The sequence below is a fragment of the Treponema sp. R6D11 genome (assembly GCF_054786075.1).
In genome coordinates this window covers 1-370 of record NZ_BDHD01001166.1, presented here as the reverse complement: position 1 = coordinate 370, position 370 = coordinate 1, and the positions used below count along the sequence as shown (strand labels likewise).

General features: G+C 55.9%; 1 pseudogene. It reads right to left on the bottom strand.

The window, feature by feature from the left end:
* Positions 1-344: pseudogene (locus ACYVTD_RS17955) on the bottom strand (hypothetical protein); the annotation flags it as partial.
* Between the last annotated feature and the right edge of the window lie 26 nt (positions 345-370).

Here is a 370-nt window from a genome sequence, read left to right as displayed (position 1 = left end):
AGCCAGAACTCAATCGTAAAATCCCTGATGCGGCTGCCCGAGGCGAAAAGAGCGTCTTGGGCTTGCGGTTTAATAACGACCGGATCGGTTTTTGTCATGTTGTCCGTGCCGAAAAGAGCCGCCCCTGTTCCCGCCCTGGCGAAACGGCGGTCTACCGCTTCAACGTCGGACGAAGACGTTACGGAAAAACGCCCCATGCCGTCTGAAAATAATGCGGCGTTTCTTTCGTCAAAGGAAACGGACAAATCGTGCGTCGGCTCCGTTACGGGATAAAATTTGCCCGAAACGCCGACCGCCGAAGAATAGCCCACCGAGGACGGCCCCGCCGAAGAAAGAACGAGCACCGGGTACGGCCTTACGGACTTTACTT